General features: G+C 34.2%; 16 protein-coding genes and 2 tRNA genes. 12 read left to right on the plus strand and 6 right to left on the minus strand.

What is annotated here, in order from left to right:
- Nucleotides 1-6: 6 nt before the first annotated feature.
- Nucleotides 7-2,370 carry an endonuclease MutS2 gene (locus C8N28_RS12330; RefSeq protein ID WP_132225354.1) on the minus strand — a complete coding sequence of 788 codons (2,364 nt, stop codon included), beginning with the start codon at nt 2,368-2,370 and terminating at the stop codon, nt 7-9.
- A gap of 1 nt (nt 2,371) precedes the next feature.
- Nucleotides 2,372-2,923, minus strand: coding sequence for a DUF4296 domain-containing protein (locus tag C8N28_RS12335; RefSeq protein WP_132225356.1), 552 nt, complete (start codon nt 2,921-2,923; stop codon nt 2,372-2,374).
- A 61-nt stretch (nt 2,924-2,984) separates the two neighbouring features.
- Here C8N28_RS12335 and C8N28_RS12340 point away from each other — a divergent pair, with 61 nt between their 5' ends.
- The 5 genes from C8N28_RS12340 to C8N28_RS12360 are packed head-to-tail and all read left to right on the plus strand — an operon-like array spanning nt 2,985 to nt 7,408.
- Complete coding sequence (locus C8N28_RS12340) at nt 2,985-3,665, plus strand: YggS family pyridoxal phosphate-dependent enzyme (RefSeq protein ID WP_132225358.1); 681 nt, start codon at nt 2,985-2,987, stop codon at nt 3,663-3,665.
- 3 nt (nt 3,666-3,668) lie between these two features.
- Nucleotides 3,669-4,121 carry a GNAT family N-acetyltransferase gene (locus tag C8N28_RS12345; protein ID WP_132225360.1) on the plus strand — a complete coding sequence of 151 codons (453 nt, stop codon included), beginning with the start codon at nt 3,669-3,671 and terminating at the stop codon, nt 4,119-4,121.
- Between the two features lie 10 nt (nt 4,122-4,131).
- Nucleotides 4,132-4,938: an RsiV family protein gene (locus C8N28_RS12350; RefSeq protein WP_132225362.1), complete on the plus strand. Its 807-nt coding sequence runs from the start codon at nt 4,132-4,134 to the stop codon at nt 4,936-4,938.
- A gap of 16 nt (nt 4,939-4,954) precedes the next feature.
- Nucleotides 4,955-6,226: an aspartate kinase gene (locus C8N28_RS12355; RefSeq protein WP_132225364.1), complete on the plus strand. Its 1,272-nt coding sequence runs from the start codon at nt 4,955-4,957 to the stop codon at nt 6,224-6,226.
- Between the two features lie 3 nt (nt 6,227-6,229).
- On the plus strand, nt 6,230-7,408 hold the full coding sequence (locus tag C8N28_RS12360; RefSeq protein ID WP_132225366.1) for a class I SAM-dependent methyltransferase: 1,179 nt from the start codon (nt 6,230-6,232) through the stop codon (nt 7,406-7,408).
- Nucleotide 7,409: 1 nt separating this feature from the next.
- Here the strand turns inward: C8N28_RS12360 and C8N28_RS12365 are convergent, their stop codons facing one another.
- Together C8N28_RS12365 and C8N28_RS12370 are read right to left on the minus strand one after the other, a co-directional pair.
- A complete protein-coding gene (locus C8N28_RS12365) occupies nt 7,410-8,006 on the minus strand; it encodes a DUF502 domain-containing protein (protein ID WP_132225368.1) in 597 nt (198 codons plus the stop codon).
- 68 nt (nt 8,007-8,074) lie between these two features.
- Nucleotides 8,075-10,528: a bifunctional UDP-N-acetylmuramoyl-tripeptide:D-alanyl-D-alanine ligase/alanine racemase gene (locus C8N28_RS12370; protein ID WP_132225370.1), complete on the minus strand. Its 2,454-nt coding sequence runs from the start codon at nt 10,526-10,528 to the stop codon at nt 8,075-8,077.
- A 58-nt stretch (nt 10,529-10,586) separates the two neighbouring features.
- Between C8N28_RS12370 and C8N28_RS12375 the strand changes: the two genes are divergently transcribed.
- The 3 genes from C8N28_RS12375 (at nt 10,587) to C8N28_RS12385 (ending at nt 11,385) form a co-directional block, all read left to right on the plus strand.
- On the plus strand, nt 10,587-11,075 hold the full coding sequence (locus C8N28_RS12375) for a regulatory protein RecX (RefSeq protein WP_132225372.1): 489 nt from the start codon (nt 10,587-10,589) through the stop codon (nt 11,073-11,075).
- A gap of 82 nt (nt 11,076-11,157) precedes the next feature.
- Nucleotides 11,158-11,233: transfer RNA gene (locus tag C8N28_RS12380), tRNA-Gly, on the plus strand.
- Nucleotides 11,234-11,299: 66 nt separating this feature from the next.
- A tRNA-Leu gene (locus C8N28_RS12385) sits at nt 11,300-11,385 on the plus strand.
- Between the two features lie 106 nt (nt 11,386-11,491).
- On the opposite strand, the gene C8N28_RS12390 is transcribed toward C8N28_RS12385, so the two are convergent.
- Nucleotides 11,492-11,710 carry a hypothetical protein gene (locus C8N28_RS12390; RefSeq protein WP_132225374.1) on the minus strand — a complete coding sequence of 73 codons (219 nt, stop codon included), beginning with the start codon at nt 11,708-11,710 and terminating at the stop codon, nt 11,492-11,494.
- A 153-nt stretch (nt 11,711-11,863) separates the two neighbouring features.
- On the opposite strand from C8N28_RS12390, the gene C8N28_RS12395 reads away from it, so the two are divergent.
- From C8N28_RS12395 to C8N28_RS12405, 3 genes are all read left to right on the plus strand, one after another.
- Nucleotides 11,864-14,242 carry a TonB-dependent receptor gene (locus C8N28_RS12395; protein WP_132225376.1) on the plus strand — a complete coding sequence of 793 codons (2,379 nt, stop codon included), beginning with the start codon at nt 11,864-11,866 and terminating at the stop codon, nt 14,240-14,242.
- Nucleotides 14,243-14,385: 143 nt separating this feature from the next.
- Nucleotides 14,386-15,543, plus strand: a complete 1,158-nt coding sequence (locus tag C8N28_RS12400; protein ID WP_165870338.1) for a helix-turn-helix domain-containing protein — start codon at nt 14,386-14,388, stop codon at nt 15,541-15,543.
- A gap of 103 nt (nt 15,544-15,646) precedes the next feature.
- Nucleotides 15,647-17,059 carry a S41 family peptidase gene (locus C8N28_RS12405; RefSeq protein WP_132225380.1) on the plus strand — a complete coding sequence of 471 codons (1,413 nt, stop codon included), beginning with the start codon at nt 15,647-15,649 and terminating at the stop codon, nt 17,057-17,059.
- A gap of 80 nt (nt 17,060-17,139) precedes the next feature.
- Here the strand turns inward: C8N28_RS12405 and C8N28_RS12410 are convergent, their stop codons facing one another.
- Nucleotides 17,140-17,862, minus strand: coding sequence for a hypothetical protein (locus C8N28_RS12410; RefSeq protein ID WP_132225382.1), 723 nt, complete (start codon nt 17,860-17,862; stop codon nt 17,140-17,142).
- A gap of 453 nt (nt 17,863-18,315) precedes the next feature.
- On the opposite strand from C8N28_RS12410, the gene C8N28_RS12415 reads away from it, so the two are divergent.
- Nucleotides 18,316-18,888 carry an NADPH-dependent FMN reductase gene (locus C8N28_RS12415; RefSeq protein ID WP_132225384.1) on the plus strand — a complete coding sequence of 191 codons (573 nt, stop codon included), beginning with the start codon at nt 18,316-18,318 and terminating at the stop codon, nt 18,886-18,888.
- Nucleotides 18,889-18,914 lie beyond the last annotated feature (26 nt).

Genomic DNA, 18,914 nt, shown 5'->3' on the forward strand with positions numbered 1-18,914 from the left:
AATATTTTAGCTAAAATACACGTAGGTAATTCCATCTCCTCCCCGATCAGCGTGCTCATCCTCCATCCTATCAACCTCTTTATATTTTCGCAAATAATCTCTAATCATTTTACGAAGGATACCGTTTCCCTTTCCATGAATAATTTTCAAAGAAGGAAAACTCATCATGATGGCTTTATCAAGGTATTTTTCAATATCTGAAATAGCAGCTTCAGTCCTCATACCACGAACATCAATTTCCGGACTAAAGCTGGCAATACTTTCGGTCATATCAGTACCATGCAGCTTTCTTAAAGCTTTAGGAACATCTTTTCTAACGGTTTTTTCAACGCGATTCCTTTTAACTACAGAACGCAAATCTCCCATAGCTAAAATAAGATTGTCTTTAGCTATTTCCATAATCTGGGCAATTGTGCCGGTATCAATGATTTTAACCCAATCACCAATTTGAAACTCTTCTTTCTTTTCAGTTTTAACCACTTTAGCTGGTTTAACCAAATTCTTATCTAACTCTGTTTTAAGTACTTTCCTGAGTTCTCTGGTCTTATCTTTATCAGCATTCGACTCCTTGATTTCAGAAATAGTATTCTCAACCAATTTATTAGCATTTCGAAGCACTTCTTGCGCTTCTAATTTAGCTTGTTTCAGAAGCGTCTTTTTATTTTCTTCAAGATAAGCTTTCATAGACTCGTTTTCTTCAACGAGCTTAGCAAGCTGACTCTCTCTCTTTTGAAAGTTTCTCCTAGCTTCAAAAACCTCCTTCTTTTCACGTTCCAAGTCCACTAGCAAATGATCCACCTTCTTTTGCTGAACACCAATCTTCTGTTTCGCATTATTCAAAACATCATCTGGAAGACCAATTTTATGTGCTATTTCAAAGGCATAAGAACTTCCTGGCTTACCGATCTCAAGAATATACCGAGGTTTCATAACTACATTATCAAATAACATAGACGCATTTTCAATGCCTTCAGTAGAATTAGCAAAAAGCTTTAAATTAGAATAGTGGGTAGTTATCACTCCCCTTGCTTTCTTTTTATTAAGACTCTCTAATACAGCTTCAGCAATAGGCCCTCCAAACTGAGGGTCAGTACCTGCTCCAAATTCATCGATTAAAACCAAAGTCTTTCCACCAGAATTTTCTATGAAATAGCGCATCTTAGAAAGGTGAGCACTATAAGTACTCAAGTCACTTTCAATCGACTGATCATCTCCTATATCAGCAAAAATTAATTTAAAAACACCCATCTTTGAAGTAGGATCTGCAGGTATGAGTAAACCAGATTGAATCATAATTTGCAATAATCCAATGGTTTTCATACAAACCGATTTACCCCCGGCATTTGGTCCCGAAACTACAACGATACGCTGCTTTTCATTAATATTCACATATAAAGGAACAACAGTCAGTCCTTCTTTTCGATGGTTAAGGAATAAAAGCGGATGTCTTGCATTCCTCAAGCTCATAGAAGGTGTATTGTCAAGTTCAGGCATTTCAGCCTCTATGTCTATCGCAAATAAAGCTTTAGCACGAACAAAATCAAGCTTACTTAATAATCCATGATAAGATAATAATACAGAAGTATATGGTCTTAGCTCAGTAGTTAATTCAATCAAAATCCGGATCTTTTCTCTTCGTTTATCAAACTCTAAATCACGTAGCTGATTGTTCAATTGAAAAACCTCTTCCGGCTCTAAATAAACCGTTTGTCCGGTCGACGATTCATCATGAATAAACCCTTTTATCTTCCTCTTGTTTTCTGCCAAGATCGGAATACACAAACGACCATCGCGTATAGTTAAACTTCCATCAGCAGTCCAGCCTGCATCCTGTGCATTCTTGAAAAGAGAATCCATTCTTTTACGAGCCTCACGTTCTGCGCGTGAAATACTAGTGTATATTTCATGCAATTTTGGAGAAGCGCTTGGTTTCATCTTTCCATGCTGATCTATTACATTATCAATATTTTTGACAATGCTCTTCTCTACAGGCAAATGTTCAAACAAAGCTTCCAGGGCTTCATATTGACCATTCCTTTCCTGAAAGTAATGAATAACAGCAAAAACAGTCTTTAGAGAAAGTGATACTTGAAAAAACTCTTCTTCTGAAAGGAAAGAGCCTTCAACACGTATCTTTTCAACCAGATTTTTTATTGGATATAAATGATCAATTGGTAAAGGAGCATCATTAACAAGAATATCTTTAAATTCCTTCGTTTGTCTTAAAAACTTATCAATCTGCCCAAACTGATGCATAGGTTGAATCTTATCAACCATATCTTTACCCATAACACTCAAGCACCTCGCTTTAATAAGAGATTTAATCTCATTAAAACCTAATTTTTCGGCTGCATTTTCAGGATAGATCATGTCAAATATCAATTTTGAGTTTTAACTTCTCAAGAAGCTTGCTACGCTCCTCCCATGACCAAGGTTTTGGCTTTAAATCTGTTGAGTCCGAGTCTTTCCAATAAAGCAAATACTTTGCTATCTGAGACCTTATCGAATCATTTTTCAATCTCAACAAACTATCAGCAACATAAGCGTTTTTAATAGAGTCTCTAACAAATTTCTCTCTTTGCACCTTCCTGTTAAGCTCTTGAGCCGTAGCACCCATAGCTTTCAGTTGATTATCTACATCCGAATAAATACGATTAAGAACCTGAGGCTGAGACGAGTAATACTCTATACTCTCACGAACAATTACTGAATCTACATTATAATGCATATAAACACCTTTAATCAAATTCGCAGACATGCGCCTGGAAGAATCTGATGGCAGCGTATTCAAATACCCATCAATTAAGTGTAAATCTCTCAGCAAACCAGTCATTTCCTTCTCATTTATAATATGATCCGGTCGGTCTGATTTACAGCCAACTATAAAAATGAAAAAAAGTAAAATTCCTAAAAACCGTTGCATTTCTTAAATTAGCAGCAAAAATACAAATAATTACGCTGTTCGGGCATAAATATATAATCACATGAACACTTTTGAAAGGCTACAAGTTATCAACAAAGAGTTAGAAAATTATGACACCCAACTCATTGCAGTTTCAAAAACAAAATCGGTTGAAGAAATCTTAGAAGTCTATAAAGAAGGACAGCGTCATTTCGGAGAAAATCAGGTTCAAGAATTAAATGAAAAATATGACAAACTCCCAAATGATATTATTTGGCATCAAATTGGAAGCTTACAAAGAAACAAGGTAAAATACATTGCGCCCTATATTGGTGTCATCCATTCTGTGGATAGCCTAAAGCTCTTGCAGGAAATAAATAAACAAGCATTAAAAGCAAAACGAATTATTGATTGTCTTTTGCAAATTCAGATATCAGATGAAGACACAAAATCCGGACTTGATTATGCCGATACCATCGAGTTGCTGAGATCAGATGAATATCAGGAAATGAAGAATATTCGAATTATTGGACTGATGGGGATTGCATCTAATACTCCGAATACTAAAATGATAAAAGAAGAATTTCATGATCTTAAGGTTCTCTTTAACGGGATTAAAGAAAGCTTCTTCAGAAATGAAGATTCCTTTAAAGAATTATCAATGGGCATGTCGTCAGATTATAAAATAGCCCTTGAAGAAGGAAGTACCATGGTTCGTATTGGAAGTTTAATTTTCGGAGCTCGAGATTATAGCAAAAATTAAAGAATGGTTCATCAATTAAGAAAAGCTCAGAAACAAGATTGTCCTCGCTTACTTGAATTAGTAAAAGAATTGGCTGAATATGAAAAAGCTCCTCAAGAAGTAACCGTAAGTATCGAAGAATTTGAAGAAGCCGGATTCGGATCTAATCCTGTTTGGGAAGCATATATTATTGAAATAGAAGGAAACATAGAGGCGATGGCTCTATATTACACTAGATACTCTACCTGGAAAGGGAGAAGAATTTATCTTGAAGACATCATTGTAACTGATAAACACAGAGGCAAAGGTTTTGGGAAGTTACTTTTCGAAAAAGTTCTGCAAATAAGTAAGGACAATGGATATTCTGGATTAGTCTGGCAAGTACTCGACTGGAACGAACCAGCTTTAAACTTTTACAGAAAATATAAAGCTGAGTTTGATAAAGGCTGGTTAAATGGATCTATAACTAATAATTAAATAATACATTATGTATAAATCAACTCTATATATAGCTTCAATAGCTCTGATTCTTCTGTTTTCTTGTAATACAAACAACGATGAAAATAGTACTTCTAATGCTCAGCCTGATACGTTAGTATACAGCATAGAAAACTATTACTTAGAAAGTAAGCTTGAAAGCAAAGGAGTAGATTCCGTTAACGAAAAAACTTATTTTGAAGCCACCTATCCACGTTTTCAAGATGATACAATAAACGGTTATATTAATAAACTAATCACTCTAAACGATAACCCTGATAAACATTATAATTCCATGGAAGAAGCCGGACAAGGCTTTATTAAGGGTTATGAAGATTACCAAAAGCTTGATTATAGCAGTCCTTGGGCCTGGTATAGTAAAATAAAAGCAAGCGTTCCCGAAAATCACAAGTCATATCTAGGCATACAGGTATATCATGAAGACTTTATGGGTGGTGCTCACGGCAATTATGGAACTATTTTTAGCAATTTCAATTTGCTTTCGAAAAAAGAAATAACAATTCAGGATATTATTCTTAATAATAAAATGGATTCACTAACACTAGTTGCGGAACAAATATTTAAGGAAAATGAAGGAATTGATAGTCTTCAAAATTCATTTCCTAATTACTTTTTCGAAGACGGAAAATTTTCTTTGAATAATAATTTCTTACTACAAGAAAACAGCATATTATTTCTTTATAATATATACGAAATTAAAGCTTATGTAGAAGGTGTAACCAAACTAGAGATTCCTTTTAGTAAAATAAATAACTTTCTAACTCCACAAGCAAAAGAGATCCTTGGAATCAAATAAAAGCAGTATAAATCAAATGCAAGTATTTAAATTTGGTGGTGCATCAGTTAAAAATGCAGAGAGCATAAAGAACCTGGCTCGAATAATTGAAATGTATAAAGATGATGCCCTGCTTGTCATTGTTTCTGCAATGGACAAAACTACAAACAGGCTCGAGAATCTATTAAATGCATATTTCAATCAGCATGATAACGTTCATGAAATATTCGATGAAATAAAGAACTTTCATTACAAAATTCTAGAAGACCTCTTCCATGATAAATCTAATCCAATATTTAATGATGTAGCAAACACATTTGTCGAAATCGATTGGATAATTGAAGAAGAACCACAAGATGAATATGATTATCTGTACGATCAGATAGTCTCTATTGGCGAAATGGTTTCTACAAGAATTGTGAATGCCTATTTGCAACAACAGAATCTTCCAACCAAATGGTTAGATGTTCGAAACTATATTCATACTGATAATACGTACCGGGAAGGAAATATAGATTGGTTAAAAACTGAGGAGTCTATACAAAAAGATATTCCTCAACTATTAGAAAATTACATTCCAATAACTCAAGGCTTCTTAGGTGGAACGTCAGAAAACTTTACAACAACATTAGGAAGAGAAGGCTCTGATTATTCGGCAGCTGTTTTTGCTGCTTGTTTAAATGCTGAATCTGTTACTATTTGGAAAGATGTACCTGGCGTTCTAAATGCCGATCCAAAATGGTTTAATTCTACTGAACTTATATCTGAATTATCTTATGTAGATGCTATTGAACTAAGCTACTATGGAGCCAGTGTTATTCACCCGAAAACCATTAAGCCACTAGAAAATAAAGGAATTATACTTAATGTCAGATCTTTTATCGACATCAATAATGCAGGAACGATCATCCGTAAAACCAAAGACCACTTATCAATTCCTTCTTTCATTTTCAAAATTGACCAGGTCTTGATTTCTATACTACCAAAAGATTTCTCATTTATCCTTGAAGATAACCTAAGTCAGATTTTCAGTCTATTTTATAAGTATAAGGTGAAAATTAATATGATGCATAATAGTGCTATTAATTTCTCAGTTAGTGTAGATAACGATTCTGAAAAGATTTCAAAACTTATTGAAGAACTTCGTAAAGATTTTAAAGTTTCCTATAAAGAAAATCTTGAATTAGCCACAATCCGCTATTATAATCAAGATACCATTGATCGAGTATTAGTAAACAAAGAAATTATCTTAGAAGTAAAAAACTCGTACACCTGTCAAATGCTAATTGGTAATAAAGCATTAAATTAATTTATGAACCGCGAAGTATTAACACCAGCGGTACAACGCTTTCTATTAGAAAAAGCAAATGCAGATCCGCGTAAAATAGCCTTGACAAAGAGCCCCTATGAGAAAGTGAGCAGTTCAGAGTTAGCAATTCAAATCGAATCAAGACAAAAAGCAAAGAAAAAACTCCCTCTTTGGTTTAATAGCGACGCTATTTACTACCCTCCTGCTATATCTATCGAACAGGCATCTTCAGAAACAACGGCTCTTTACAAAAGCAAACTTATACCTAAGAATAGCACAGTAATAGATCTGACTGGAGGTTTTGGGGTAGATACTTTTTACTTCTCCTTAAGAGCAAAATCAGCTGTTCATTGTGAAATTAATACTCAGCTTTCTGAAATTGCAGCACACAATGCTAAACAATTGGAAAGAAATAATATCCAATTCATAAATGGAAACGGCATAGACTATATAGTAAGCAACAACACTTTTTACAATACAATCTTCGTTGACCCATCACGTCGGGTTAATACCAGAAAGGTCTTTAAATTAGATGACTGTGAACCAAACATCATCCAATACCAAAATGAACTGCTTAATAAAAGCCAACAAGTAATTATTAAAACATCTCCTTTACTAGATATCTCCTTAAGTATATCTCAATTAAATCATGTAAAAGAAGCACATATTATCAGTCTCAAAAATGAGTGCAAAGAATTGCTCTTCGTTTTAGAAAAAGGTTTCACTGATACACCATTAATTCATGCTACACTCTTAAATGACAAGAATGAATATACATTTTCATTCTTTGAGAATGAGGAGAAAGAAGCTGCGTATCAAATTGGAGAACCCATGCAATATCTTTACGATCCAGATGTTGCACTATTAAAAGCAGGCTGCTTTAAACTAATTGCACAACGTTATAAGCTCAAAAAACTTAATCTAAACACTCATTTGTATACATCAAATGAAAGGATTAAATCTTTCCCTGGCAGAATATTTAAAATAAAAGAAGTACTTGAATACAAAAACTTCAAGAAAACCAAAACCATTTTATCAGCAAACGTTATTGCTAAAAATTTCCCGGTGAATACAGAAAGTCTTCGTAAAAAACATAAAATAGAAGAAAGTGAAAATAATTTTATATTCTTCTGTAAAACCAGCAATGATCAGCTATCCGCAATATTTGCAGAACGTGCCTAATCTATTCCAAACCACTAACTCCGCCAGAAACCACCAGCTTCATTGCATCAGTTGCACTAATATTTAAGCGAGTAACTTTTTCTGCTTTTGCAATAGCAACCTGACCGGCGAAAGAATAAGCATAAGGAAAATAAACCATAACCTCTCCTTGCAAACCTATCTTAGACAAATCTCGTTGAGTCAAAAATCCAATCCGCTTTAAACCCGTGTCGTTAAACTCAACCATTACAGGTTCATTAAACTTTTTGGCATCACCAACAAATGCTTCAGTAAAATCTTTCAAAGAGGTATAGAGTGTATTGAAAAGAGGAACTTTATTTATGATTCTGCCAAACCAGTTATAAATGGGCTCAGTAACAAAATTTGTTATCAAAAACCCAACAAAGATCAAAATAAGCAATACACTGATAATTCCCAGGCCAGGAACATATATCGGATTTCCAAATTCATCCGTAAACATCCAAGTGCTTAAATTCAATACTGCATCCAAACTAGAAAACAGCCAATATATCAAAAATGCTGCTCCGACAAGGGGTAAGAGGACAATAGTTCCCTTTATTAAGTAATTAAAGATCCTGCGTAAACCTGCTTTTATCATTTGAATATTATTTTAACAAAGATAGAAAATCATCGATGGCTAAATTAAAGATATTTAAAGATAGGCACTTATTCATAAAAATAAATTCGCTTAACACGCTGCGATATGCCCGTCATAATCTCATAAGGAATGGTATCAATAGATGCTGCTAAGCTTTCAATACTAGGCGTTTTTCCAAACACAATAACTTCATCTCCTACTTTAACAGGTAGATCTGTTACGTCTACCATACACATATCCATACAGATATCTCCTACCGTTGGTACCAACCTTCCCTGAACCAATAACTTTCCAACACCATTTCCGAAACGCCGGCTATAACCATCCGCATAGCCAATTTTCACAGTCGCAATAGTACCACCATCTTTTAGAATCCCATTTCTATTATAACCTACTGTATCCCCTTCCTTTATTTGCTTAATTTGTGAAATACTCGTCCTCAAAATAGCTACTGTTTCTAATAAAGAACCCTCATTAACAGATCCAACACCGTATAAACCAATTCCTAAGCGTACCATATCAAACCTTGCTTCTGGCCAACGCTCAATGGCTGCTGTATTTGATATATGAACAAAAAATGAATAAGGTAAAACCTCTTTCAATTTCGTAGTAAATATTTTTAATTTGGTAATTTGTTCACGAGTAAAATCATCATGTTTCGGAGAACCGGATGCAGCTAAATGTGAAAATACACTTGCTACCTTAACTGAATTATTTGTTAAAACAATTTCAATCAACTCATTGAAATCTTGTGTATCAAAACCCAATCGATGCATTCCTGTTTCAACCTTTATATGAATCGGATATTCTTTAATTCCCCGATCCTCTAATAATACAATCAAGGACCGAAGAAGATCAAGCGAGAAAATCTCAGGTTCCAAATGATTATCAATAATAGCATCAAAAGACAATAGATCCGGACTCATAACCATAATTGGCAATTTTATTCCCGAAACCCTCAAAGCAATCCCTTCGTCCGGATAAGCAACTGCCAGATAATCTACCCTATTAAATTGCAATAAATTAGCAATCTCAAAACTACCACTACCATATGAAAAAGCTTTAACCATAACCATTAATTTAGTTTGGTTATCCAGCTTCCTTTTATAATAATTAAGATTATATTCTAATGCGTTTAAGTTAATTTCAAGGGAAGTATCATGTGTTTTTAAGGTCAACAATTTACTGATCTTCTCAAAATAAAAAGATCTGGCACCTTTTAACAAGATAGTCTCATCATAAAAGTTCATACCGGGCAAAGCCTTAATAAACTCTGCTGTAGAGTTATAGAATATTGCGCTCTTAGAAAACAAACCTGAGAAACTACTAATATCTTGTCCAATACCAATCAGTCCATCGATTGAATTACTTTTCAACAACAAAGCAACTGTTTCATATATAGATGCCTTATCCTTCTCAATACCAGGAATATCCGACAAAATTAAAGTGCGTTTTTTATGCTGATTTTGCTGCTGTAAGAAATTAAGAGCTATGGTTAACGATGCAATATCGCAACTATATGAGTCATCAATAATAGAACAATTATTAATTCCATTCTTTAATTCCAATCTCATTTCAACAGAAAGAAGAGCTTTCATCCGCTTCTGAATAATCTCTTGAGAGTAATTCATGCTTAACATTACCGACCAGCATATTATTGCATTCTCAACAGATGCGTCATCATTAAAAGGTATCTCAATGCTGATCTCATTTTTCTTAAACTCAGCATATATTGTCAGGAATCCTTTATCTTGCTCTTTTCTTAATACTTTAAGATCTGTTTCTTCGAAGCCCCATGTAAACAATTGAGGCCCCTCTGAAATCAACATTGATGGGATGTATTTAGGCGAATAAATTAACCTATCCGCTTCTTTAAACAATTTTAATTTCTCAACTATCTTTTCCTCCGTACTTCTAAAACCATCACTGTGTGCTGGCCCTATATTAGTCAGAATACCTACAGTTGGCTGAATCATTTCTCTTAATTTATCCATCTCACCAACCTTGCTGATCCCGGCTTCAATTATCGCTAAGTTATTATCTGCACTTAATTGCCACAATGAAAGAGCTACACCAATCTGAGAATTATAGCTTTTAGGGCTCCGAACGATATTAAAGTCGATAGCAAGCAGCTGATTTAACCACTCTTTAACCACTGTCTTACCATTACTACCTGTAATTGCGATAACAGGATAATTAAATTGCTTACGATGATACTTTGCCAGTGTCTGCAGAGCAGCCAACGTATCTTCTACATACAAGAAATTTGCATCAATATAATCTCTAACGGGAACAAAACCATCGGCAACAACAAAATTCCTCACCCCTAAATTATATACTACATCAACAAAACTATGCCCGTCCTTATTTCCCTTCAAAGCAAAGAATAAAGAATGTTTAGGATCATTTACCTTCCGGCTATCATAGATTAAATATCGAATACAATCATTCTCATTTCTGAGTAAGGCATGTTTAGTAATAATTGTTGCTATATCAAGTATAGTATAGGTAAGTCTATCCATTATGCAACGAATTTCATCAATTTTTGGGTTAAGAAGAAAAATTTATCAATTTTATCAAATGTTCGACCAAGAAAAGCAGAAAGAAATTCGCTTAACTAAACTTCAAGCAAAAAAACGTGCCGAAAACTTCTGCGCCTATCAAGAGCGTTCACAACAAGAAATAAGGGATAAACTATATAAATGGGGACAATATCCGGCTGACGTAGAAAATATCATTGTAGATTTAATAGCAGACAACTTTTTAAATGAAGAACGATTTACCCATGCGTATACATCTGGAAAATTCAAAATAAAACATTGGGGAAAGATAAAAATAGCGAATGGATTAAAATTTAAAAGAATCCCTCCCCGTTTAGTAAACGAAGCTTTAAATACGATTGATCCGGACGAGTATATTCATACACTTACGCAGATAATTGAAAAGAAAGCGCGGGTTTTAAGAGAAAAAGAACCCTATAAACGCAAAATAAAACTCGCTCAATATGCTATAAGCAGAGGTTTTGAGAAAGATTTGATTTTTGATATCCTGAATAGCAACGACTTATAACAAAAGTGTACTTTTTTTCAAAAAAGGCTTGACAAAAAGACAAATCTGCCTATATTTGCATTCACCAAAACAAAAACAATAAGCGAAAGTAGCTCAGTTGGTAGAGCGCAACCTTGCCAAGGTTGAGGTCGCGAGTTCGAACCTCGTCTTTCGCTCCACAAATCCCTTATTGCAAGGGATTTTACGTTTAAGAGACGTATATGTTAAGTAGGAATACTAAACATGCTGAAGTGGTGGAACTGGTAGACACGCAGGACTTAAAATCCTGTTCGCCCTAAAGCGAGTGCGGGTTCGATTCCCGCCTTCAGTACTTAACGGGAAAGACGACATAAACCTCGTTCTTTCCCGTTTTTTATTTCAATCCACTCTCCTTCCTTCAAGATATCATAGCTTATAAAAAAGCAGTAAGAACTGTATTAAATCTCATCTTCATCAATATCTCTAACATTCTCATTTTCCTGTTCCATTGCCGACCCACCAGTACTCTCTTCAATATCTAAATTACTATAATCTAAATCTTTATTCTCATCATTCTCTTGTTGTCCTTGCTGAGCAGAAGAATTTTTTCTATGGAAATTCCCTTTGTTATATTGTTCCTGATTTTCATCCATGATCCTGTCTTTATTGTTATTCAAGAACAACAGGATATCTCAGCCAATTGTTTTTAAACCAGGTGCATAAAAATATATCAAATATGATATACGTTTTACATACCTATTTAAACACTTTTATAACTTACGGCGTTTAAACAGATACCATATTTTACTTAAATTTTGAAGAATCAAATCATGATCAAATCATTACCCAACAAGTTATTTTTCTTATTCGCATTCCTAATTAGCACTCAACTTGCCTTCGGACAAAACTTTACCCTCAACGGTAAAGTAGTCAATGAAAACAACATTGGTTTAGCCAATGTCACTGTACAAATTCTTAATTCCAATCACAGTGGACAAACCAATGAGAATGGAGATTTCTCATTCAATCACATTACTAAAGGTTTCCATACTATTCGATTTACATCTTTAGGGTATGCTTCAGAAAATAGAACAATATCAATCGACAACAATATTACTATCGAAGTAGAGTTAGCTCAAATAAGTAATCGTTTAGATGAAGCCGTAGTAACGGCTTATAAACAAGAAAACGACCCACAGGAGCTGCCACTAAGCCTTTCAGTATTTGATGAGAAAAAAGTTGAAGATCATCATATCTGGAACATCAAGGATATAACCGCTATGGTGCCAAATTTAAACAGTTCAAATCCTGGCGACAACCGAAATGTAACTTCTATTCGTGGAATTACAACAACATCTTACAACCAAGCTATTACTACTTATGTAGACGGAGTAAGTCAGTTTAATCTGGATACCTATATCCCTTATTTGCAAGATGTAGAACGTATTGAAGTATTAAGAGGGCCTCAAGGAACATTATATGGACGAAATGCCATGGGAGGTGTGATCAATATCATCACTAAAAAACCAACCAATCAACAATCTATCTCTGCCGAAATAAATTTAGGGAATCATGGACAACAACGCTATTTATTAGGTCTGCGTACACCTTTGGTAAAAGACAAACTATTCTTCGGAGCTTCAGGTCTATACAATAAGCTTGATGGATTCTATACCAATGATTTCAATGATTCAAATTATGATAAGCAACATACCACTTTTGGAAACTTCTTCCTAAAGTACTTACCTAATGAACATTGGACAATGACCTTAAACTACAAGCAGGTAGCTAATAGAAATAATGGAGCATACCCCCTAGTTTTCGGAAAAGAAGATGCATTAAACAACCCTTTTCATTTAAGCCAAAATGCCTTAACCGAGATGGTCGACAATACAACGAATGCCTCGCTTTCACTTAATCATTATGGAAATGCTGTGAATTTCAGCTCACAAACAGCTTATCAATCTAATCAACGCTATTATAAAGAACCAATTGATAGTGATTTTTCTCCTTATGATGCAATAACACTCATCAACAACTACGGAAAAGACTGGAATAATGTAAAGGTTTTCACTCAGGAACTAAAACTATCATCAGTAACTAATTCAATTTCACCTTTAAGCTGGACAGGAGGAGCTTATTTATTCCATCAAGATCAACCTGAAAAACAAGGTATCCATTCAGGAAATGATTCAGCACCTGAAGATGCTGGCACAACTTCAATCCTTACTAACAAATCGTTAAGAAATGGAATCGCTTTATTCGGACAGGTAGGATATAAACTACTAAGCGACTTACAAATTCTAGCAGGAATCCGATATGATTATGAACATGTTAAACACAATGGAAGTGAGGAACTTGAGCTTGCTAACTCCGATATTGAAACCATTCAACCAAACATATCAGGTTCTGCGAGCTTTCATGCTTTCACTCCTAATGTAAGCTTACGTTATGATTTAGGAGAAGAAAGTAATATCTATGGAAGCTATAGCCGGGGCTTTAGAGCTGGTGGCTTATCTCCAATAGCATCAACCGAAGATAATCAACCTGCCTTACGCTCCTTCAAACCTGAATACAGTAACAACTTCGAAATTGGAAGCAAAAATGTATTTTTAGACCATAAGCTACAAGTTAATATAGCAGCTTTCTATACCCGTGTATACGATGCACAGGTTCCAACATTAATTCTTCCTGATGCCGTTACTTTAACTCAAAATACTGGACGAATGAATAGCAAAGGCATAGAATTAGAAGTAAATGCTAAAGCACTTTCTAATTTAGATATCTTTGCCAATCTGGCTTATACACATGCTCGCTATACTGATCTTAATATCGGACAAGAAGGAGAAAACGTACAACTAAAAGGAAATCGTCCTATTTATACACCTGATTGGACATCCATGTTAGGTGCTAAATATACTTACTCATTCGGCAAAGAAAAATCTCAAAGCATCATCATAAACACTTACGGTCAGTTTTTAGGTCGCCAATATTTTGATTTGAATAATACCATCGATCAAAAGGCGTATAGCTTATTAAATGCGAATGTAGGTTATGAAAATAATGGCTATTCAGTTACGGTATGGGGTCAAAACTTAGCAAACACCACCTATCTTGATTATGCCTATGATTTTGGAGCTGTACATTTAGGCAATCCGGTAACTTATGGCGTTACCCTAAGGAAAAGCTTTAACGGTAAGATTTTTTAGTAGTAATAATAAATTGAATTCAATATAACCGGTCATGGGCCGGTTTTTTTTATGAAACTTCTAAATGTAATTTCCATTAAGCCTTCATGGCTGTTGTTTCTATTCGTACTTTTGCTCTCATTTGTATACAGAAATATTGTTACATGAATTTATTAGTTTTTGCAATCTTATTCTCAGGAGTTTTACAAGGAGTTCTATTAGCTTATTTATTATTCAAAAAAAAGCCAGAACAATTATCAAATAAGTTATTAGCCTTCTTAATTGTTATTCTTGTATTCCATCTTTCCTTAATAGCTATTGATGTTAAAGACCTTTTCATTCGTTTCCCGCATCTAAGCAGGCTTTCATGGGTTATTCCACTATCATACGGACCACTTATATTATTGTTAACTCAATGTATCGTTACAATAAATTTCACACTTCAAAAAAAGCACTTAATTTACTTCTTGCCTCTTATCATATATGGTATTGCTTTGACACCATATTTCACGCTACCTGCTTATGAAAAAGTTGAATTTTTAAAAGACCCCATTCAAGTTAGCAATGCTGATTTTGGTATTTACAATAGTCTAACGGGTTTTATCCATATTGGATTTGTATTGTTTTCTCTATGGGTATTTTATACATGCAAGAAGAAATTACCTACTTATTTTTCGAACCCCAGCAGAGTTTACATAAAATGGTTAGAGCAGTTTTTATGGGCAATTTTGATTATAATGATCTTTTCTATAATAGCTTTCTTTGCCAAAAAGCATAACGCATCTTTCCTATCTGCAATTTATCCTTATAACTTTCTCTTAGTAGTCCCCCTTATCTATTGGATTGCATATAAACTCCTATTAAGCCATTCTAATTATAAAAATCCTCGAACCTCGATAAGCAATACTATTAATACAACCAATTTACCCTCCGAAGACATTGGTAAGAAATATTCAAAGACTGCCCTATCTCTTAAAGAAGTTGAAAAGATAAAATTGAAATTAAAAGAATATATGGCTAAAGAAAAACCTTATTTAAATCCAGATTTAAGCATAGATGATCTAAGCGCTCAATTGATCGTAAAAAGACATCATTTATCTCAGGCAATTAATATTTCATTTAACAAAAACTTCTTTGAGTTTATAAATGGTTACAGAATAGAAGAATTTAAAAAACAAGCAAAAGACCTGGACAATGACCATTTATCCATTCTAGGAATAGCTCTAAATTGCGGTTTTAACTCAAAAGCTACTTTTAATTCAGTCTTCAAAAAACAAGAAGGCATCACTCCGTCTACTTATATTAAAGAACAAGAAACATAAACAACAAATAGGTCTGTCCTTCTAAGATTAGACGACACAATGAAAAATATAGCTGTTCTTTGTGCTGAAAAACAAAGCATTTAGAACTACATTTTAAAATCTCATGAAAACCAAGATCGCTATTCTTTTTATTCTAATATCAAATTCTTTATCTGCTCAGTATAAAGATAGTACTTATACAAAAGTCCAAATTGAGAACGATTTGAAAATATTAAAAACAGCTATTACGCAAGCTCATCCAGGATATAATAGATTTTCCTCCGACTTCGACTCTGTTTTTAATGAAGTTTACAATCATCTCCCTGAGAAAATGACAATGTATGATTTCTATAAACAAGCAAATACTATCATAGCTTCTTTACAATGCGGACATACTAAACTTCATCCCAGCTTTAACTATTTCAGCTCCTACCCTTTCTTTTTTAACGATCAAAATGTCTTACCATTTACTGTGGATATACGAGCTAATAAAGCAACCATAATTAATAGTAATGATCAAACTCAAATACCTATTGGAGCGCAAATATTAAAAATCAATAACAAACCAATCGATTCAATCCTGTCGGTATTATACAAAGCGCAATTTTCTGATGGAAATATTGAAAGCGCCAAAGAAAGGGAAGTGGCAGATGAATTTAGTGCCAGATATTCAAACCTAATTGAAAATCCCACAAACTATACCATAGAATACCAATACAACAATACAACGTCTACCGTAACAACCAAAGGAATTAACAATGATATTTGGTATAAGTTAAAGGAAGAATCTCCATCTATCCTTAAATCAAATAATAACTTATCCTTTCCTCAGGATTCGATTGCTTATTTACGTATGGCCGACTTTTATTCTAATAAGAAAGGAATTAAAAAGTTTATAGATTCTGCTTTCCAAGCTATAAAAGCTAAAAATATTCATCACTTAATTATTGATGTACGGGGAAACCAGGGTGGCTATGATAAATTAGGAGCTTATTTATTCTCCAAAATTGCTTTAAAAGACTTCCTCTATTATGATCGTATAGAAGTTAAAGCAAAAAAGAAAAAACAGTTTTCCTTTTTGCCATATGCATCTTTTCCAAAAGTTATTGGACTGATGCCCCTATTTATTAAAAAGAAGGATAATAAGTTTCTATGGACTCGCCATGATAATTTTGGCATCCAGAAACCAGCAAAGAACAACTATACTCATAAAACCTATTTTTTAATGGATGGTCTTAGTTATTCTTCAGCAGCCGAATTCCTATCTGTGGCTAAATCAGAAAATCGCGGTCTGTTTTTCGGCGAAGAAGCTGGTGGGGCATATAGTGGAAATAATAGCGGTATCTTTAGTTTTGTTAATTTGCCTAAGACTAAAATGGTATTAGCCATGCCATTAGGAGGTTATTACATGCATGTAAACCCAATTCAAGATGGCTCAAGAGGAGTATTACCAGATTACAAAATAACGATGTCATCTAAAGATTTATTAGATCATAAAGATACCGTACTCGAGAAAGTTATAAGTCAAATAAAATAATAATCTTATTGGTTTCAAGATTCATAACAAAAGGCCTCTTTACATAAAGCAAAAGAGGCCTTTTATTCTATAATTATCAATTAATTACGTTGAATCTGGTCAATATCTACATCCAGATTATGATCTATTCTAAAGCCATACAATCCATCGGTAGGTAATTCAGCCTTAGTTTTACGAGCAACCTCTTTACCATTTATACTGAAGATTACATCATTGCCTTTAACCTCTATACCCAATACATTTTGTTGCAAACCGTTTGCATCCTCTTTAACAACAACATCATTGGCTGTCCAATTAGTAATAACCGGTGTTTCTGTGCCTTTACGGGTTTTAATCAAATACTCTCCTGTATTTCTAATCATAAAATAGGTATATGCCTGATTAGGGCCAGCAAGATCAGTTCCACCAATATACAAGCCATACGCAATTTGATGGGTTGGTTTTTTAAGCTGGGTTAAACGAGCAGAAAACTTTAAATCTCCACTCTTTGTCCACGCCGGATTGTAAAACGTAGAAGCTGGCCCTAATGTAGTATGAAAACCATCTCCCTTAGCTTGAAAAACAACTTGATTAGCTGGCGGTTCTTCACCTGTACGTCTGTTAGCATCTGTACGAACACTCCATCCGGTTGGAAAAACACCTCCGCCCTCAACAACTCTGTCAGGATCGGCACCCATGCCACCGCCCATTCTTCCTCCTTGAGGTGGAGTCTGCGGTTGTTGCTGAGCTAAAGTAACACTTGACAAGGCCAACATTGGAAATATGACCATGATCAGCATGCGATAAATAAAATACTTTTTCATTTTTAAATTGGTTAAATAAATGAATAATTGTTATGATTTAGAAAGCTAATGTAACTAATCTATCAGTAGATTAATTGCACTTCAAACTTGATTATCAAATAATAACAAGAATGTTTCACAAGAAAACCCTGATGCTATTAATAAGATGATACTTTCAGTGCTTATAACAACCTAACACCTAATTTAGTTCTAAAAAATTATGTGCCTGAGCGCTTTAAAATCTTTAAAATCTAGCTTGTTATATACACTTCAAAAAATTTCAAGTATATCGTCCATTGTATCTCCGTTAAAAAGGCCTAAAAAACGCAGACTCAACGGAAGGATTACCCGATAACCACCCGATAATGTATAGCAAGTTTAATACGAGGTATAAAGAAGGCCTATAAATCTCAGTATATTTTATCATTTATAATTTTTATACATTGCATTAGATAACCACAAATAATTTTCAATATGTACAAGCTTAAAATAATTACTTCTACTGTTCGTCCCGGTCGGAAAGGCCCTATTGTAGCAGCATGGATTACTGAATTAGCGAAGCAGAATCCAAATTTCAATGTAGAACTTTTAGATCTTGCTGAAATTAACTTGCCAATGATGAATGAGCCCAATCATCCTGTATTAAAGAAGTACGAACATGAACATACCAAATGGTGGAGTGCCAAAATAGACGAAGCTGATGCATTCATCTTCGTAACAGGAGAGTATGATTATAACTATCCTGCTCCTTTAAGGAATGCACTGGAATATCTTTCTCAAGAATGGGGATATAAGGCTGCCGGGATTGTTAGTTACGGGGGTGTTTCTGGAGGTACAAGAGCTTCCAACAGTTTAAAGGCAGATCTTTCTACCTTTAAGGTTGTCCCTTTAGTTGAAGCAGTAAACTTCCCTTTCTTTCAACAAAACATAAATGACCAGAACGAATTTGAAGCCAATGAAATTTCACACAAAGCTGCTGATAATATGTTAAAGCAACTGGTACGCTGGACAAAAGGCTTAAAATCAATAAAAGAAGATAAGGAATAATTTATTAAGTTTCAAGGAAACACAGA

Origin of the sequence: Albibacterium bauzanense, from assembly GCF_004339765.1 — a bacterium.
Classification (GTDB): domain Bacteria; phylum Bacteroidota; class Bacteroidia; order Sphingobacteriales; family Sphingobacteriaceae; genus Albibacterium; species Albibacterium bauzanense.

What these genes read in the sequence shown, in the direction of transcription:
- C8N28_RS12330 (WP_132225354.1), bottom strand. Translation starts at nt 2,370, where the DNA reads ATGATCTATCCTGAAAATGCAGCCGAAAAATTAGGTTTTAATGAGATT.
- C8N28_RS12335 (WP_132225356.1), bottom strand. Translation starts at nt 2,923, where the DNA reads ATGCAACGGTTTTTAGGAATTTTACTTTTTTTCATTTTTATAGTTGGC.
- C8N28_RS12340 (WP_132225358.1), top strand. Translation starts at nt 2,985, where the DNA reads ATGAACACTTTTGAAAGGCTACAAGTTATCAACAAAGAGTTAGAAAAT.
- C8N28_RS12345 (WP_132225360.1), top strand. Translation starts at nt 3,669, where the DNA reads ATGGTTCATCAATTAAGAAAAGCTCAGAAACAAGATTGTCCTCGCTTA.
- C8N28_RS12350 (WP_132225362.1), top strand. Translation starts at nt 4,132, where the DNA reads ATGTATAAATCAACTCTATATATAGCTTCAATAGCTCTGATTCTTCTG.
- C8N28_RS12355 (WP_132225364.1), top strand. Translation starts at nt 4,955, where the DNA reads ATGCAAGTATTTAAATTTGGTGGTGCATCAGTTAAAAATGCAGAGAGC.
- C8N28_RS12360 (WP_132225366.1), top strand. Translation starts at nt 6,230, where the DNA reads ATGAACCGCGAAGTATTAACACCAGCGGTACAACGCTTTCTATTAGAA.
- C8N28_RS12365 (WP_132225368.1), bottom strand. Translation starts at nt 8,006, where the DNA reads ATGATAAAAGCAGGTTTACGCAGGATCTTTAATTACTTAATAAAGGGA.
- C8N28_RS12370 (WP_132225370.1), bottom strand. Translation starts at nt 10,528, where the DNA reads ATGGATAGACTTACCTATACTATACTTGATATAGCAACAATTATTACT.
- C8N28_RS12375 (WP_132225372.1), top strand. Translation starts at nt 10,587, where the DNA reads ATGTTCGACCAAGAAAAGCAGAAAGAAATTCGCTTAACTAAACTTCAA.
- C8N28_RS12395 (WP_132225376.1), top strand. Translation starts at nt 11,864, where the DNA reads ATGATCAAATCATTACCCAACAAGTTATTTTTCTTATTCGCATTCCTA.
- C8N28_RS12400 (WP_165870338.1), top strand. Translation starts at nt 14,386, where the DNA reads ATGAATTTATTAGTTTTTGCAATCTTATTCTCAGGAGTTTTACAAGGA.
- C8N28_RS12405 (WP_132225380.1), top strand. Translation starts at nt 15,647, where the DNA reads ATGAAAACCAAGATCGCTATTCTTTTTATTCTAATATCAAATTCTTTA.
- C8N28_RS12410 (WP_132225382.1), bottom strand. Translation starts at nt 17,862, where the DNA reads ATGAAAAAGTATTTTATTTATCGCATGCTGATCATGGTCATATTTCCA.
- C8N28_RS12415 (WP_132225384.1), top strand. Translation starts at nt 18,316, where the DNA reads ATGTACAAGCTTAAAATAATTACTTCTACTGTTCGTCCCGGTCGGAAA.